Genomic DNA, 13,440 nt, shown 5'->3' on the forward strand with positions numbered 1-13,440 from the left:
AGGTTGCGCCCAGCAGGTTCTCAGACCGCCGGAAGGGACTCGACGCGGGTACCCGCCGGTTCCCCGGCGCCACGATCAGCGGCGGGGGAGCCGGGTCCCGGCTCCCACCCGCACCGGTAGCGTGAGAGGCCGTGTCGCGGGGGGAACGCGGATCGGGTGCACACGGAGCTCCTGCCCGCGGCTGACCTGCCACTGCGCATGATAGGCAACCGTCGTTCGCCGGCCCGCGAGGGCGGGCGGTCACCCTGGGAGAACGAGCAGCATGCGGAAGATCATCGTCATCGGTATCGGGGCCGGGGATCCGGATCACATGACCGTGCAGGCGGTGAACGCCCTCAACCGGGTCGACGTGTTCTTCGTTCTGGACAAGGGGACGGTCAAGCAGGAACTCGTGGACCTGCGGGCGGAGATCCTTCGCCGGTTCGTCCGCGACGGCTCCTACCGCGTGGTCCAGGGGGTCGATCCGCAGCGTGACCGCACCGCCGAGGGATACGTCGAGGCGGTGGACGACTGGCGGCGCCGCCGGGCGGACGAGTGCGAGCGGCTGATCACCGACGAGCTCGGCGACGGGCAGACCGGGGCCTTCCTCGTCTGGGGCGACCCGACGCTGTACGACAGCACCCTGGCGATCCTGGACGACCTCGCCACCCGCGGGGTGCCCTTCGACGTCGAGGTCGTCCCGGGCATCAGCAGCGTGTCCGCGCTGCTGGCCCGGCACCGCACCAACCTCAACCGGGTCGGCGCACCGGTGCAGATCACGACCGGGCGCCGGCTGGCGGAGGAGTGGCCGGCCGGAGCGGACGACGTCGTGGTCATGCTGGACGCGCGCAACGCCTTCCAGCACTACGTCGACGAGGACGTCGACATCTACTGGGGCGCCTACCTCGGCATGCCGGACGAGATCCTGATCCAGGGCCGGCTGTCCCAGGTCGCCGAACGGATCGCCGCCGAGCGGGCCGAGGCCCGTGACCGCAAGGGCTGGATCATGGACACCTACCTGCTGCGCCGCACCGGCCACCGGGAGCCCGAGCGCGACGACTGACCTCCGCTCGGGGATGTGCGCGGGTACCCGCCGCAGCGCGCCGTGCCACCCCGATATGCAACCAAAGGTTGCATATCGGGGTATGGTCGCGGTAGCTTGACGCAACCAAAGGTTGCGAAAGGTTGGTGGGTATGGAACACGGATCCATCGAGCGCGACATCCACGTCGACGCCTCACCCGAGGTGGTCTTCGAGGTGGTCAGCCGGCCCGAGCACATCCGGGAATGGTGGTCCGACGACGCCCGGTTCGAGCCGGTCGCGGGAGCGCCCGGCGAGCTCATGTGGTGCGACGCGGAGACCGGCGAGACGATGACCGCCGCGCTCGCCGTCGTCGAGGTCGACCCTCCGAAGCGGTTCTCCTTCCGGTGGTGCTTCACCGGCGCGGACCGGAGCGGGCCCGCGCTGCTCGTCACCTTCGACCTGGCCCCGGCCGGTGCGGGGACCCGGATCCGCATGACGGAGACCGGGTTCCGCGAGATGGGATGGGAGATCGCCGCCCTCGAGGAGCAGTACCGCGACCACGAGAGCGGGTGGGACCACTACATTCCCGCGCTGGGCGCGTACGTCGCGCGGCCGGTCCTCACCGCATGAGCACGGCGGTCGATGACGACCTGTGGTCGGCGATCGGCGACCCCGTCCGGCGCACGATGATCGACCTTCTTCTCGCCGGGGGGCCGGGCACCGCCACGTCGCTGAGCGAGCGGCTGCCCGTCACCCGCCAGGCCGTCTCGAAACACCTGGCCGTCCTGGACCGGGTCGGCCTGGTCCACTCTGCGCCGGCCGGCCGCGAGCGTCACTACCAGGTCGACCAGGCGCAACTGGCCCGGGCCGTCGCCCAACTGTCGGCGGTCGGCACCGCCTGGGACGCCCGACTCCGCCGGATCAAGCGGATCGCCGAGGCGATCGAACGCGACCGTAACAACGACCAAGGAGAATGAAATGATCGACATCCTGCACCGGATCGGCGTCGTCGCTCCCCTCGATGACGTCTACCAGGCGGTGGCGACCCCGGAGGGCCTCGCCGGCTGGTGGACGACCGACACCACGGGCAAGAGCGAGATGGGCGAGCGACTGGCCTTCCGGTTCGGAGACCACGGCGGCTTCGACATGGAGGTCCTGGAACTCGACCCCTCCGGCCGCGTGCGGTGGCGGGTCACCGACGGCCCCGAGGAATGGATCGGTACCGAGGTCGACTGGCGCCTCGACCAGCGTGACGAGTACACGATCGTCCAGTTCAAGCACGAGGGCTGGCGCGAGCCGGTCGAGTTCATGCACCACTGCAGCACCAAGTGGGCGACGTACCTGATGAGCCTCAAGGAGCTGGTGGAGACCGGCCGCGGCAAGCCGGCACCGGACGACGTCCAGATCAGCGACTGGCACTGACCCCGGCGGCCGGGCTCGGGTGCCGCCCCGCGGAGAGCGGGTGTGCCGCCGCCCGGCGGCACACCCGTGGGGACGCGAGTGCGTCACCGATCGGCAGCCCCTCCGGACGTCACGTCCGGAGGGGGTCCTCGTCGTGGTGCTCCGCGGTGATCTCGTCGAGCAGGTCCGCGGCCCGCCGCACGTCCCCGTGTAGCGGCCGGTCGGGGTCGATCGGCGGGATCGCCTCCATCAGCGCGTCCACGATGGCCGTGCAGGCGGGGGCGGTCGGGCGGGCGCCGAGGTGGACCGCCTGCCGCAGTGCCACGGCCAGGGAGCCGTGCAGCAGTCGCAGCGACCGGGTCACCTCCCAGGCCGTCTGGGCGGCCAGGGTGCCCAGGGGGACGATGTCCTGGTTGTGCAGGTTCGTGGGCAGGCTCTGGGAGCTGATCGGGATGACGCGCCGGCGCATGTCGGCCACGAGCGCGGTCGCGGCGAGCTGCACCCCGGCCACGCCGTGCTGGCGGCCGGGATCGGCGGCCAGCAGCGCCGGGAGGCCGGTGTTGCGGTGCGGGTCCACCAGCAGGTCCAGCTGCCGTTCGGCCAGGTTCCCCAGTTGCGTCGCCACCATCACCAGGACGTCGGCGGCGAACGCCGCCGGCTGGCTGAAGAAGTTCCCGCCGTGGGCGATCACATCGGCGCCCGGGAAGAACAGCGGGTTGTCGCTGATGGAGTTCAGATCACGGGTGATGACCTGCCGGGCGTGGTCGAGGTGCGATCGGGCGGGTCCCAGCAGCTGGGGGGTGCACCGCAGGGAGTACGGCTCCTGCAGGGCTCGCAGCCCCGAGGGCCGGCTTCCGGCCAGCAGCGCCCGCATGCGCTCACCGACCTCGGCGACCTCGGGATGGCCGAATGCCTCCAGCAGTTGCGGGGCCAGGAACGTGGGGGCGGCCCCCAGCACGTCGACCAGCACGCATGTCAGCACGGCCGCGATGGCATGGGAACGGTCCAGTTCCGCGACCGCCAGGCCGGCGGTGGCCGCGGTCAGCGAGGTGCCGTTGACCAGGGCCAGCCCGTCCCGCCCGTCGGGGCGCAGCGGCGGCAGCCCCAGCCGCCGCAGCGCCTGGGCGGCCGGCAGGTGCTCCGCGCCGATGTAGGCGTGGGCGCCGTCGCTGCCCTTGAGCGCCTGGACCATGTGGGCGAGGGGGATCAGGTCGCCGCTGGCGCCCACCGACCCCAGCCGCGGAACCGCCGGGACCAGTGGGGTCCGCAGGGCCGCGATCAGGGCGTCGATCGTCGCGGTCGACGCCCCCGAGTGGCCTCGGGTCAGGGAGTGCAGGCGCACTAACATCATCGCGCGTACCGTTCCCGGCTCCAGGTCCGGTCCCTGGCCGGCGCTCAGATGCGCCAGGATGCTTTCGCTCTGGTCGACGTCGTCGGCGCGGCCGGCGTGGACGACCAGCGGGCCGAACCCGGTGCTCGCCCCGTAGATCGGCCGGCCTTCGGCCAGGCAGCGCATCATGTACGCGCGGTTGGCGGCGACCCGGTCCCGGACCCCGTCCGCCAGACGGATCTCCAGGGGGCCGGCCGCGTGCCGGAGTTGGGCGGGGGTGAGCCGTCCGGGGACGGTGATGGTCAGCGCGGGGGCGGTTTGAGCGGGCATGAGCGGCCTCCACAAAGCTCGGTGCCGAGCAGGTGTAGGGCGGGAGGTCTCTGGCTGACGGGCAGGAGCCAGGGCGGTGACGGCACGGGAGCGCGGATCCGATCTCCGCTTCCGCCGTCCGGGTGCGTTCATGGTGGCGTTTGAACGGATGTGGCTATATTTGACAGCTTTTATACAAGATTGACTAGTGGGGAAAGCGGTCAACCGCCGAAGAGATATTGGATCGTTCCCTGGCGGACACCGGATGATCCGGGCGGCGAACCCCTTCACCCGGGCCCGCGCCGCCCGGACGACGTTTCCGGGCTGGTTCGACGGCGCGCCCCCGGCGCGGCTCAGGGGCCGGCCGGGCCGGGGCCGTTGAGGGCGGTGTCCAGGGCCTCGGTCTGGGCCTGGAGGTACTCGCGGGAGACGGGGGCCCTCGCCTCGAGGATGTCGAAGGCGTGGTAGGCGCCGGGGACCACGTGCAGGGCGCAGGGCACGCCGGCCTGGCGGAGCCGGTCGGCGTAGGCGACGTCCTCGTCGTGGAACAGGTCACGGGTGCCGACCCCGATCCACGCGGGCGCCACCCCGGACAGGTCGTCATGGCGGGCGGGCGCGGCCAGCGGCGGGACGGGCCCGGCGGCGGCCGGGCCGAGGTAGGCGCGCCAGCCGAACCGGTTGCTGGTGTTGTTCCAGATGCGCAGCCGGCGAGGGTCGGCGTCGGTGCGCGCCGCGGTCCGGTCGTCGAGCATGGGATAGGACAGCAGTTGCAGGACGGGGCTGATCAGGTCGCGTTCCCTGGCCAGGAGGGCGAGGGCGGCGGCCAGCCCGCCGCCGGCGCTGGCCCCGCCGATCGCGATCCGCCCGGTGTCGACGTCGGGCCGGGCGGCCAGCCAGCGCAGCGCGGTGTAGCAGTCCTCCAGCGGTAGGGGGAAGGGGTGCTCGGGCGCGAGCCGGTACTCCACCGAGGCGACGACGGCGCCCAGCCGCTCGGCCCAGTCCCGGCAGAGGCGGGCGTCCTGCAGGGCGCTGCCGAACACCATCCCGCCGCCGTGGATCCACAGCAGCGCCGGAGCGGGCTGCCGCGGCGAGCCGGGCCGGAACAGCTGGACCGACACGTCGCGGTCGACCTGGACGGCCTGCGCCCTGGCCCGGGAGGCGAGCCCGGCCAGCCGGATGCCCGCCCGGAACAGCCGCAGGTTGCGCGGGCCGACCGTGGTCCGCGGCAGGAACCGCGCGGCCCGCAGCTGCGGGTGGAAGATCTGCTCGGCCATCGCCGCTCCTTCCGCCGAATCTGCCCGATCGTAGCCGCCCTTCACCCGAGCCGATCGATATACATGTATCGAATTTATATTAGGCAACACGGGTCGCATCACGGAGGGCGAGAGCTGATGGACACACTGAAGGACCGGGTCTGCATCATCACCGGCGCCGGGCGCGGCATCGGCCGCGAGCACGCCCTGCTGTTCGCGGCCGAGGGCGCCAAGGTCGTGGTGAACGACCTGGGCGGCGCGCCGGACGGGTCCGGTTCGGATGCCACGCCCGGAGCGGAGGTGGTGGCGGAGATCAGGGCCGCCGGCGGTGAGGCGATCGCCAACGCCGACGACGTCTCGACCTGGGAGGGCGCCGAGCGCCTGGTCAAGCAGGCCATCGACACCTACGGCGACCTGCACGTCCTGGTCAACAACGCCGGCATCCTGCGCGACCGGATGCTGGTGAACATGAGCGAGGCGGAGTGGGACGCGGTGATCCAGGTCCACCTCAAGGGCCACTTCGCGCCGCTGCGCTTCGCCGCCGCCTACTGGCGCGACCAGTTCAAGGCGGGTGTCCGGGTGCCCCGCTCGGTGATCAACACCGCGTCCACCTCGGGCTTGTTCGGCCAGCCCGGCCAGACCAACTACGGCTCGGCCAAGAGCGGCATCGCCACCTTGTCGATCATCGCCAGCGCGGAGCTGGGACGCTACGGGATCCGGGTCAACGCGATCGCTCCCGCCGCCGCGACCCGGCTGACCAGCTCGCTGGTCGACCAGACGGGGGAGGAGCGGGACCCGGACGCGTGGTCGCCGCTGGACCCCTCGAACGTCTCCCCGTTCGTCGCCTACCTGGCCACCGCGGACTGCCCGATCAACGGGCGGGCCTTCTTCGTGATGGGCGGCGAGGTGCACCTGTTCCACCCCTGGCGGATCGTGGACTCGCTCAGCAAGGACGGCACGTGGACGGTCGAGGAACTGCAGGAGCAGGCGGCCGGGTTCCAGGAGTTCACGTTCGACTACGGGCACCCGCTGGGGCCGCAGGCATGACGCGACGCTCCGGCCGGGTTTACCTCCGGTCCGGCGCGCGCTTATATTACTAATCTTAGGTAAGAAAGGCGGGTGCCTTCATGCTCCTCCTCGCCGGCGTGGACCTGACCGCGCGCCCGGAGGGCGCCCCGGTCCTGGCCGAACCTCCCGCGGCGGCAGCATGAGCATCCACCACGAGATCGCCGGCGGCGTCCTGACGCTGCGGATCGAACGCGAGCACAAGCGCAACGCGCTCGACCCGGCGTCGGTCCGGCAACTGATCGAGTTGCTCGAATCGGCGGCGCTGGACGGGGACCTGCGGGCCGTCCACCTGACCGCGGCGGGCCGCGACTTCTGCTCCGGATCGGACTGGGTGTCCTCCAACACCGGCACCGGGGAGCGGCCCCGGCCCGCGAACATCGTCCGGCGGCTGCCGCTGCAGAGCCACCGCCTGATCGAACTGCTGGTGACCCTCCAGCTCCCCGTCGTCGCGACCGTGCGGGGCGTCGCGGCGGGGCTGGGCTGCCAGCTCGCCCTCGCCGCCGACTTCGCGGTCGCCGACGAGGAGGCGACGTTCTGGGAGCCGTTCGTGCACCGCGGCTTCACCCCCGACACCGGCGCGTCGTGGCTGCTGCCGCGGCTGGTGGGCCTGGCCCGGGCGCGGCGGATGCTGCTGCTGGGGGAGAAGGTGAGCGGCGCCCGGGCGGCCGAGTGGGGCCTGATCCACGAGGCGGCCCCCGCCGCCGAACTGGACGCCCGCGCGGGGGAGCTGGTCGCCTCCCTGGCGCAGGGGCCGACCGTCGCGCTCGGGCTGACCAAGCAGGTCCTGGCCCGGTCGGCGGAGGCGCCGCTCGCCCGCGCCCTGGTCGACGAGTCGTTCGGGCTGGAACTGGCCGCCCGGACGGCCGACTTCCGCGAGGGCCTGGCCGCGTTCACCGACCGCCGCGACCCCGACTTCACCGGACGATGACCGAGCCACCCGAGGAGGCCGCGCTGACCGCGAACGCCGACTACGAGACGATCCGGCTGGAGACCGACCACGAGGCGAGGGTCGCCACCCTCACCCTGAACCGGCCGGACCGGCTCAACGCCTTCAACCGGCGGATGTGCCACGAGGTCGCCGACGCCTGGCACCGGATCAAGCTGGACGAAAAGGTCAACGCGGTGGTGCTGCGCGCCGCCGGCGACCGCGCGTTCAGCGCGGGCCTCGACGTCCGCGAACCCTACGGGCAGCCCGACGACATCTGGAACCACGAGGACCCCGGCGAGCTGCTGAGCCCCAAGTGGCAGAAGCTGTGGAAGCCGGTGGTCTGCGCGGTCCAGGGCATCTGCACGGGCGGCGCGTTCTACTTCGTCAACGAGGCCGACATCGTCATCTGCTCGCAGGACGCGACCTTCTTCGACTCGCACGTCACGTTCGGCATGGTGTCGGCGATCGAGCCCATCGGGCTGATGCGCCGGATCGGGCTGGGCGACACCCTGCGCATGGCGCTGCGCGGAAACGACGAGCGGGTCGGCGCGGAGACCGCGCTGCGGATCGGCCTCGTCACCGAGATCGTCCCGGCCGGGGAACTGTGGGCGCGCGCCGACGAGCTCGCGCGGAGCATCGCGGAGAAGCCGTCGGCCGCCACCCAGGGCACCGTGCGGGCGATCTGGGAGTCGCTGGACAAGCCGTACCGGGCCGCGGTGGAGCAGGGCCTCACCTACACCCGGCTCGGCAACCCCATCGGCATGAGCCAGGTCGACCGCGCCGCGGTCGCCACACCGGACGTGGTCATCCGGTGAGCGCCGAGACCGCCGGTGCCCTCGCCCGCCGGATCGCCCGGACACTGGAGCTGGACCGGGCGGCCCGCGCCATCGAGTACGAGGACGCCTGGTGGACCTGGGGCCAGGTCGCCGACGTCGCGAACGCCGTCGCCGCGGCCGTGCCGGGGCCCGGCGCGCCCCTCGGCGTGGTGCTGCGGAACTCGCCGTGGCACGTCGGTGTCCTGCTCGGCGTCCTGCTCGCCGACGCCTGCGCCGTCACGATCAACCCGAGCCTCGGGCCCGAGCGCCTCCGTACCGAGATCGGCGAACTGGCTCTGGCGGGCCTCGCCGGGACCGAGGCCGACCTGGACGCGATCGGCGCGGACTTCGGCGTGCGCCTCACCCCCGCCGCCATCCCCGCCGCCCCGCCCGCCGTGCCGCCCGGGGCCGTGCCCCGGCCCGGCGTGGCGGTGCGGATGCTCACCAGCGGCACCACCGGCCCGCCCCAACGGGTGGACCTCGGGGCGGACACGCTGCTGCGGACCTTCGAGGGCGCCAAGCACTACGAGTCCAGGCGGAGCCGGGAGCCGGCGCTGCGCGGCGGGGTGGCGATCGTGAGCGCGCCGCTCATCCACGTCGGCGGGCTGTTCCGCGTCCTGCAGTGCGTGCTGGACGGGCGCTCCTTCGTGCTGCTGCCCCGCTTCGAGGTCGCCGCGTGGGCGGCGGCGGTGCGCCGGTACCGGCCGAAGACGGCGAGCCTGGTCCCGGCGGCGCTGCGGATGGTCCTGGACTCGGACCTGACCCGCGACGACCTGTCCAGCCTGCTGTCGGTCGTGTCCGGAACGGCGCCGCTGGACGTCGCCGACCAGGACGCGTTCACCGAGCGGTTCGGCGTCCCGGTGCTGCGGTCCTACGGGGCCACCGAGTTCGGCGGCGGCGTGGCCGGCTGGAACCTCGCCGACCACCGCGAGTTCGCGGCGGCCAAGCGGGGCAGCGTCGGCCGCGCCCACGCGGGCTGCGGCCTGCGGGTGATCGACCCGGACGGTGCGGAACTGCCTGCCGGCGAGGTCGGCGTGCTGGAGGTGCGGCCCGCCCAGCACGGCGCCGGCGCGGACTGGATGCGCACCGCCGACCTGGCGCGCATCGACTCCGACGGGTTCCTCTACATCGTCGGCCGCGCCGACCAGACGATCGTCCGCGGCGGCTTCAAAATCCACCCCGAGCACGTCAAGTCCGTCCTGGAGCGGCACCCGGCGGTGTCGGCGGCGGCGGTGCTGGGCGTCCCGGACGCCCGGCTCGGCGCCGTACCGGTCGCGGTCGTCGAACCGCGACCGGGGCACGCGCTCGACCACGAGACCCTGCTCGCCCACGCCGGCGGGGAACTGGCCCGCTACGAGCTGCCGGCCCGGGTGCGGTTCGTCGCGTCCCTGCCGCGGACCCCGTCCGGGAAGGTCGATCTGGCCGCCGCGCGCGCACTCGCCGAGCCGGGGGAGGGCACCGGATGACGTTCCGGACGCCCGCGCCGGCCGAGCGGATCCCCGGCCTGCCGAAGGGAGCCTGATGGAACCGTGGGTCTTCGGCGAGGCCGCGCTGCCCGAGCAGGAACGGTTCGCGTGGGAGGTGCGGGAGCTGTGCGCGCTGGTGCTCCGCCTGGAGCGGGCTGACCCGCTGCTGGACGACGTCACCCGCGCGCTGCGCCGGGCGCGCCACGGGCTCGAACACCGCGTTCCCGCCGACCCGGCGCCGCGCGTCGGCGCCCGGGCGGACGGCGCGGGCCGCGTCTACCTCGACCACGGGCGGGACGCCGGCGACTTCAACCCGATGTTCCCCACCTACCGGATCAGTGTCGCCGGCCCGGAGCACGCCACCGGGACCGTGCGGTTCCCGCTCTGCTACGAGGGCCCGCCGGGCTGCGTCCACGGCGGGTTCCTCGCCGTGTTCGCCGACTGCGTCGTCCAGCACCACAACTGCGAGGTCGGCCAGACCGGCAAGACGCGCGGCATGGAGGTCCGGTACCGGCGCCCGGTCCCGCTGGAGACCGACCTGGACTTCGCGGTCGCCCGGACGGTCGCCGCCGGCTCGGTGCACTCCGAGCTGCGGCTGACTTCCGCCGGCGAGCTGCTGTGCACCGCGTCGGCGAGCGCGGTGTGCGGCGACCGCGCGAACCTGCCCGCCGTCTCCCCCCGGAGGTGACACCATCGACGCGCACCCGGAGGAACCCGCCCGGACCGTGGGAGAGGTGCTGCGGCGCCGGGCGGCGGACGCGGCCGACCACACGTTCCTGGTCTGCGACGACGAGCGGCTGACCTTCCGGCAGGCCGCCGCGGAGTCGCGACGCCTGGCGAAGGGCCTGGTCGCAGCCGGTGCGGGCCGCGGCTCCCACCTCGCGCTGCTCATGCCCAACGGCGCGGACTTCGTGCTGGCCGCCCTGGCGGCCGCCCGGATCGGCGCGGTGGCGGTGCCGATCAGCACGATGTCCACGGCGGCCGAACTGCGCACCCTGCTCGACCGCTCCGACAGCGACCTGCTGCTGGCCTTCGCCGGTTACCGGTCGCAGGACTTCCGCCGGTCGCTGCGGGAGGCGATCGGCCTCGACACCACCGCACCGCCGCCGCTTTGGACCACGGCCGCGCCTGCGCTGCGGCACGTCCGCTTCACCGGCGAGGACGCCGCCCCCGGCTGGGCGGTGTCCGAACTGCTGCGCGACGGCGCGGCGGTCGGCGACGAACTGCTCGCCGCGATCGAGGCCGACGTGGCGCCGTCGGACGACCTGGTGATCGTGCACACCTCCGGCTCGACGAGCGCGCCCAAGGGCGTCGTGCACACCCACGGCGCCCTGCTGGACCACCTGCGGGTGCTCAACGACCTGCGCGGCTACGGCCCGGCGGAGGTGCTGTTCTCCAACTCGCCGTTCTTCTGGATCGGCGGGTTCGCCTACACCCTGCTCGGGACGCTGCTCGCGGGCGCCACCCTGGTCTGCTCGCGGGCCGCCGAGCCGGCCGCGGTGCTGGACGTCATCGAGCGCGAGCGGCCCACCATGGTGAACGGCTACGCCTCGTCGGTGGCGGCGCTGGCGGCCGACCCGAGCTTCCCGCACCGCGACCTGTCGTCCATCCGGCGCGGCAACCTCTACCCGATCATGCCGGCCGCGGTCCGGCCCGCCGATCCGGGCCTGCGGCCGAACATGCTCGGGCTGACCGAGGGCGGCAGCGTGGTCCTCGCCGCGGCCGACGAGGCCGACCTGCCGGAGCGCAGGCGCGGCTCGTTCGGGCGGCCGGTGCCCGGCTACGAGGGCCGGATCGTCGACCGGGAGAGCGGCACGGACTGCCCGCCGGGCGAGATCGGCGAGCTGTGGCTGCGCGGCCCCGCGCTGATGCGCGGCTACCACGGCATGGAGCGCTTCGCCGCCTTCGACGCCGACGGCTGGTTCCACACCGGCGACCTGGCCCGCACCGACGAGGACGGGCACTGGTACTTCCTCGGCCGCGGCGACGACCTGATCAAGACCGCGGGCGCGAACGTCTCCCCGGCCGAGGTGCAGGAGGCCATCCTCGCCGCGACCGGGCTGCCCTCCCACGTCCTGGGCCTGCCGGACGCCGACCGCGGCCAGATCGTCGCCGCGGTCCTGGTCGCCGAGCCCGGCGACCCGGCCCCCGACGTCGCGGGGCTCCGCGCCGCCCTCGCCCCGCTGCTGTCCCCGTACAAGATCCCCCGAGCTGTCCGCGCGGTGCCGGTGGCGCAAGTGCCGCTGCGCTCCAGCGGCAAGGTGGATCTGCGCGCGCTCATGGAGGCGTTCGATGACCGCTGAGCCGCCCGCCGGCACGCCCGGCACGCTGCCCGCCGCGCTAGCGCGGCACGCGGCGGAGCGCCCGGACCGCGCGGCGCTGGTGACCGCGGACGAGCGGATCACCTGGGCCGGGCTGGACGCGGCGAGCCGCGACCTGGCGGCCGAGCTCGTGGCGCGCGGCGTCTCCCGGCGTACCCGGGTCGGGCTGGTCATGGAGAACGGCGTCGACTGGGCGGTCTGCGCCTTCGCGATCATGCGGGTGGGGGCGGTGCTCGTCCCGCTCAGCACCCTGCTCCGCGCCCCCGAACTGGAGCAGCAGTTGCGCGTCGCGGCGGTGGAACGGCTGGTGCTGGTCGACGGGTTCCGCGGCCGGGACTTCCGCGCCGAGTACGGCGAGCTGCTGCCGCGGGGCGCCGGTGACGGCCGGACGCCCCGGCTGCCCGCGCTGCGATCCGCCTGGCGGTGGGACGACCTCAAGGGGCGGACCGCCCCCGCCGCCCGGGAACTGGCGGCGGCCATGGAGCGCCGGGTGCGGCCCGCCGACGACCTGGCCGTCCTGTTCACCTCCGGCAGCCGGGGCATGCCCAAGGGCGTCGTCCACACCCACGGCAACGCGCTGCGCGCCGTGGCCGCCGGGCTCCCGGCCCGCTGCGTCCGGGAGGACGAGCGGCTCTACATCCCGATGCCGTTCTTCTGGATGGGGGGCTTCGGCGGCGGGCTGCTCACCGTGCTCGTCGCCGGCGCGACGCTGCTCACCGAGGCCGTCCCCGAGCCCGAGCGGACGCTGGACCTGCTGGCCCGGGAACGCGTGACGCTGTTCCGGGGCTGGCCCGACCAGGCCGCGCGGTTGGCGGCCCACCCCCGCGCCGCCGGGGCGGACCTGTCGTTGCTGCGGCCGGGCAGCCTGCCGGCGATCCTGCCGCCCGGTCGGCGGAGCGGTCCGGGCGCCCGCGCGAACCTGTTCGGGATGACCGAGACGTTCGGCCCCTACTGCGGTGACCCGCTCGACCGCGACATGCCGCCTGACGCGTGGGGGAGCTGCGGCACCTCGTTCGCGGGCGTCCAGGTGCGGATCGCCGCCCCGGAGACCGGTGCCGGGCTCCCGCCGGGGGAGCACGGCGAGATCTGGGTGCGCGGCCCGAACCTCATGCGCGGCGTCTGCGGCCGGTCCCGCGCGGAGGTCTTCACCCGGGACGGCTGGTACCGCACCGGTGATCTGGGGCACCTCGGCGAGGACGGGCGGCTGTGGTACCACGGCCGGATCGACGACATGCTCAAGGTCCGCGGCGCCACCGTCTACCCGGTGGAGGTGGAGGCCGCGCTGCTGGCCGTCCCGGACGTGCGGCACGCGTTCGTCACCGGCATCGCCGGGGCGGACGGCGCGGAGCGCGTCGCGGCGGCCGTCGTCCCCCGCAGCGGGGTGCGGTTGGACGAGGCGGCGGTCCTGGCGGCCGTGCGGGACCGGCTGAGCGCCTTCAAGGTGCCGGCCGTGCTGCGCGTCCTGCCGCCCGGCGGGGACGTGCCGCGCACCGCCAGCGGGAAGGTGGACAAGGCCGGGTTGCAGCGCCTGCTCGCCGGCTGAGCGG

13 protein-coding genes are annotated in these 13,440 nt (G+C 73.9%); 11 read left to right on the forward strand and 2 right to left on the reverse strand.

What is annotated here, in order from left to right:
* Positions 1-262 precede the first annotated feature (262 nt).
* From cobF to DPM19_RS01615, 4 genes are all read left to right on the forward strand, one after another.
* The gene (gene cobF / locus DPM19_RS01600) at positions 263-1,042 is read left to right on the forward strand and encodes a precorrin-6A synthase (deacetylating) (protein WP_111862937.1); all 780 of its coding nucleotides are present in this window, start codon (positions 263-265) and stop codon (positions 1,040-1,042) included.
* A gap of 131 nt (positions 1,043-1,173) precedes the next feature.
* Positions 1,174-1,632, forward strand: coding sequence for an SRPBCC domain-containing protein (locus tag DPM19_RS01605; RefSeq protein WP_111862938.1), 459 nt, complete (start codon positions 1,174-1,176; stop codon positions 1,630-1,632).
* On the forward strand, positions 1,629-1,979 hold the full coding sequence (locus tag DPM19_RS01610; RefSeq protein ID WP_111862939.1) for an ArsR/SmtB family transcription factor: 351 nt from the start codon (positions 1,629-1,631) through the stop codon (positions 1,977-1,979). The genes DPM19_RS01605 and DPM19_RS01610 overlap by 4 nt, the downstream gene beginning before the upstream one ends.
* Before the next feature lies 1 nt (position 1,980).
* Positions 1,981-2,424 carry an SRPBCC family protein gene (locus tag DPM19_RS01615; protein WP_111862940.1) on the forward strand — a complete coding sequence of 148 codons (444 nt, stop codon included), beginning with the start codon at positions 1,981-1,983 and terminating at the stop codon, positions 2,422-2,424.
* Between the two features lie 109 nt (positions 2,425-2,533).
* On the opposite strand, the gene DPM19_RS01620 is transcribed toward DPM19_RS01615, so the two are convergent.
* Entirely contained in the window at positions 2,534-4,063 is a 1,530-nt protein-coding gene (locus tag DPM19_RS01620) for an HAL/PAL/TAL family ammonia-lyase (RefSeq protein ID WP_111862941.1), read from the reverse strand.
* 332 nt (positions 4,064-4,395) lie between these two features.
* The gene (locus DPM19_RS01625; RefSeq protein WP_111862942.1) at positions 4,396-5,316 is read right to left on the reverse strand and encodes an alpha/beta hydrolase; all 921 of its coding nucleotides are present in this window, start codon (positions 5,314-5,316) and stop codon (positions 4,396-4,398) included.
* 117 nt (positions 5,317-5,433) lie between these two features.
* Between DPM19_RS01625 and DPM19_RS01630 the strand changes: the two genes are divergently transcribed.
* The 7 genes from DPM19_RS01630 to DPM19_RS01660 all read left to right on the forward strand — a co-directional run bounded on the left by DPM19_RS01630 (position 5,434) and on the right by DPM19_RS01660 (position 13,436).
* Positions 5,434-6,342: an SDR family oxidoreductase gene (locus DPM19_RS01630; RefSeq protein WP_111862943.1), complete on the forward strand. Its 909-nt coding sequence runs from the start codon at positions 5,434-5,436 to the stop codon at positions 6,340-6,342.
* Positions 6,343-6,502: 160 nt separating this feature from the next.
* Positions 6,503-7,291, forward strand: coding sequence for an enoyl-CoA hydratase/isomerase family protein (locus tag DPM19_RS01635; protein WP_111862944.1), 789 nt, complete (start codon positions 6,503-6,505; stop codon positions 7,289-7,291).
* Positions 7,288-8,106, forward strand: a complete 819-nt coding sequence (locus tag DPM19_RS01640) for an enoyl-CoA hydratase/isomerase family protein (protein WP_111862945.1) — start codon at positions 7,288-7,290, stop codon at positions 8,104-8,106. The genes DPM19_RS01635 and DPM19_RS01640 overlap by 4 nt, the downstream gene beginning before the upstream one ends.
* Positions 8,103-9,572, forward strand: a complete 1,470-nt coding sequence (locus tag DPM19_RS01645) for a class I adenylate-forming enzyme family protein (protein ID WP_111862946.1) — start codon at positions 8,103-8,105, stop codon at positions 9,570-9,572. The genes DPM19_RS01640 and DPM19_RS01645 overlap by 4 nt, the downstream gene beginning before the upstream one ends.
* A 55-nt stretch (positions 9,573-9,627) precedes the next feature.
* The gene (locus tag DPM19_RS01650) at positions 9,628-10,260 is read left to right on the forward strand and encodes a PaaI family thioesterase (RefSeq protein WP_111862947.1); all 633 of its coding nucleotides are present in this window, start codon (positions 9,628-9,630) and stop codon (positions 10,258-10,260) included.
* A 37-nt stretch (positions 10,261-10,297) separates the two neighbouring features.
* A complete protein-coding gene (locus DPM19_RS01655) occupies positions 10,298-11,875 on the forward strand; it encodes a class I adenylate-forming enzyme family protein (protein WP_111862948.1) in 1,578 nt (525 codons plus the stop codon).
* Positions 11,865-13,436 carry a class I adenylate-forming enzyme family protein gene (locus tag DPM19_RS01660; protein ID WP_111862949.1) on the forward strand — a complete coding sequence of 524 codons (1,572 nt, stop codon included), beginning with the start codon at positions 11,865-11,867 and terminating at the stop codon, positions 13,434-13,436. The genes DPM19_RS01655 and DPM19_RS01660 overlap by 11 nt, the downstream gene beginning before the upstream one ends.
* The last annotated feature ends 4 nt before the right edge of the window (positions 13,437-13,440 follow it).

The sequence above is a fragment of the Actinomadura craniellae genome (assembly GCF_003289645.1).
GTDB lineage: Bacteria > Actinomycetota > Actinomycetes > Streptosporangiales > Streptosporangiaceae > Actinomadura_D > Actinomadura_D craniellae.

Coding starts and splice junctions, on each gene's coding strand:
- cobF (WP_111862937.1), top strand. CDS start 263: ATGCGGAAGATCATCGTCATCGGTATCGGGGCCGGGGATCCGGATCAC.
- DPM19_RS01605 (WP_111862938.1), top strand. CDS start 1,174: ATGGAACACGGATCCATCGAGCGCGACATCCACGTCGACGCCTCACCC.
- DPM19_RS01610 (WP_111862939.1), top strand. CDS start 1,629: ATGAGCACGGCGGTCGATGACGACCTGTGGTCGGCGATCGGCGACCCC.
- DPM19_RS01615 (WP_111862940.1), top strand. CDS start 1,981: ATGATCGACATCCTGCACCGGATCGGCGTCGTCGCTCCCCTCGATGAC.
- DPM19_RS01620 (WP_111862941.1), bottom strand. CDS start 4,063: ATGCCCGCTCAAACCGCCCCCGCGCTGACCATCACCGTCCCCGGACGG.
- DPM19_RS01625 (WP_111862942.1), bottom strand. CDS start 5,316: ATGGCCGAGCAGATCTTCCACCCGCAGCTGCGGGCCGCGCGGTTCCTG.
- DPM19_RS01630 (WP_111862943.1), top strand. CDS start 5,434: ATGGACACACTGAAGGACCGGGTCTGCATCATCACCGGCGCCGGGCGC.
- DPM19_RS01635 (WP_111862944.1), top strand. CDS start 6,503: ATGAGCATCCACCACGAGATCGCCGGCGGCGTCCTGACGCTGCGGATC.
- DPM19_RS01640 (WP_111862945.1), top strand. CDS start 7,288: ATGACCGAGCCACCCGAGGAGGCCGCGCTGACCGCGAACGCCGACTAC.
- DPM19_RS01650 (WP_111862947.1), top strand. CDS start 9,628: ATGGAACCGTGGGTCTTCGGCGAGGCCGCGCTGCCCGAGCAGGAACGG.
- DPM19_RS01660 (WP_111862949.1), top strand. CDS start 11,865: ATGACCGCTGAGCCGCCCGCCGGCACGCCCGGCACGCTGCCCGCCGCG.